Source organism: Stenotrophomonas sp. P5_B8, from assembly GCF_054049855.1.
Map to the genome: position 1 here is coordinate 1 of NZ_JBFULO010000568.1, position 1,986 is coordinate 1,986.

Annotated in this window: 1 protein-coding gene; it reads left to right on the forward strand. The window is 67.5% G+C overall.

Annotated features, from left to right (window positions below):
* The coding region (locus ACXJKH_RS19415; RefSeq protein ID WP_457321821.1) for an autotransporter outer membrane beta-barrel domain-containing protein at nt 1-1,986 on the forward strand (1,986 nt) is incomplete at both ends.

Genomic DNA, 1,986 nt, shown 5'->3' on the forward strand with positions numbered 1-1,986 from the left:
GCGCTGGCCAGGGCACCGTCATCACCAACATGGGCGGCTCGGTCGGTCTGCTCGCCGGCAGCAGCAYGGCCGACGCCAGCGGCACCATCAACGCCGTCGGCGTGACCGTCAACAGCAATGGCCCGGCCGCCTTCGCCGGCGGCTCCGGCGCGCGATTGAACCTCCGCGAGAGCACCATCAATTCCTGGTCCTCCGGCGTTGTCGCCACGTTGGGCGGCCACGCGGTCATCGAAGGCACCACCATTCGTTCGGGTCGCGCGGACCGGCTCAACAGCCATGGTGTGTCCGCCGATAACGGTGCTCACGTGGATGTCCGCGACACCTCCATCAGCACCATCGGCGCGAGGTCCTACGGGTTGTATGCCACCACTGCCGGCAGCATCGATGCCGCTTCGACCAACATCAGCACCACCGGCTTGAACTCCCACGGTGCCATGGTCGACAGCGCCGACAGCCGCATCACCGTCGCCGGCGGCCAGGTCAGCACAACGGGCCAGGAAGCCTACGGGCTCTATTCCACCGCCGGCACCATCAACGCCAGCGACCTGGACATCACCACCACCGGTCTGGGCTCCATCGGCGTGTTCGCGCGTGGCAGCGATGCCGTGTTGAGCCTGAGCAACAGCACCGTCACATCCGGCGACCGTGGCCATGGCGCTGCCGCATTGGGCGGTGCGCAGTTGAACATCATCGACTCCAGCCTCACCGCCATGGGTGCAAACGGCAACGGCGTCACCGCGCGCAATGCTGGCACGCGCGTCAACGTCAACGGATCCACCCTGCGCACCAGCGCGGCAGATTCCCATGGCGTGCTGCTGAGCGACAGCGCAAGCGTCAACATCGACGGCGGCTCCATCGCCTCGACGGGCGACCGCAGCCGCGGCATCTGGGCGTACGGCGCCAGCACCGTCAACGTCGCCAACGCGCGCATCGCCACCGCTGGCGACCGCACGCTCGACGCTGCGGGAAGCATGTTTGGCGCCAGCGGCGTCGTCGCATCGTCCGGGTCGAAGGCGACCCTGCTGAACACCGAGGTGTCCACCACTGGCTACTGGGCCGACGGCCTGGACGTGGAGGGTGACGGCTCCGCCATGCAGATGATCGGCGGCACCGTACACACCCATGGGGATCAGTCCAAGGGTGCAGCGGTCTACGGCGGCAACAACCAGCTCTCCCTGCAGCAGGTGCGCGTGCAGACCGACGGCAATGCTGCGCAGGGCCTCGCTGTAAGGGGCGCAGGCAGCAGCATTCAGGTGCTGGACTCCTCGGTCACGACCCTTGGCATTGCATCGCACGGGCTTGACGCCATCGACGGCGCCCTCGTGCAGGCCACCGGCACGCAGGTGACCACCCAAGGCGCCGGTGCTTACGCCGCACAGGCCACCAATGGTGCTCGGATCGAGCTCCACGGCGGCACCCTTCACGCCGCCGCCTCGGCCGGCCTCGGCCTCGACGCTGCCTCACTGCGTGCGAGCGATGGCACCCGTATCGAAGGCGGAAACGGTCGGCTGGCCGAGTTCGCCTCGGACAGTGCCAATACCGTTTCCTTCGACCGCAACGTGGTCGCCCTCGGGGACATCCGTTTCTCCGATGCCGCCATCGACCGCGACGGCAATGGTTTCCTCGACCGCACCTCCTCCCTCTCGCTCGACCACGACAGCTACTGGAAAGGTGCCACCGATGCCGTGGGTGATCTCTCGCTGGCCAACGGCAGCCGCTGGGACGTGACCGGCGATTCGCAGATCGGCACCCTCGCGATCGCCAACGCCACCCTCGCCTTCGACCATACGGACGGCCAGTACAAGACCGTCACCGTGGACGGTAACTTCCATGCCGACAACGGCCTGCTGGCGATGAACACCGCACTGGGTGATGACACCTCGCCCACCGACCGGCTGCACGTGCGCGGCGACACCTCGGGTACCGCGCGTATCGCCGTGAACAATATCGGTGGGCCGGGAGCCCTCACCCATGACGGCATCCATC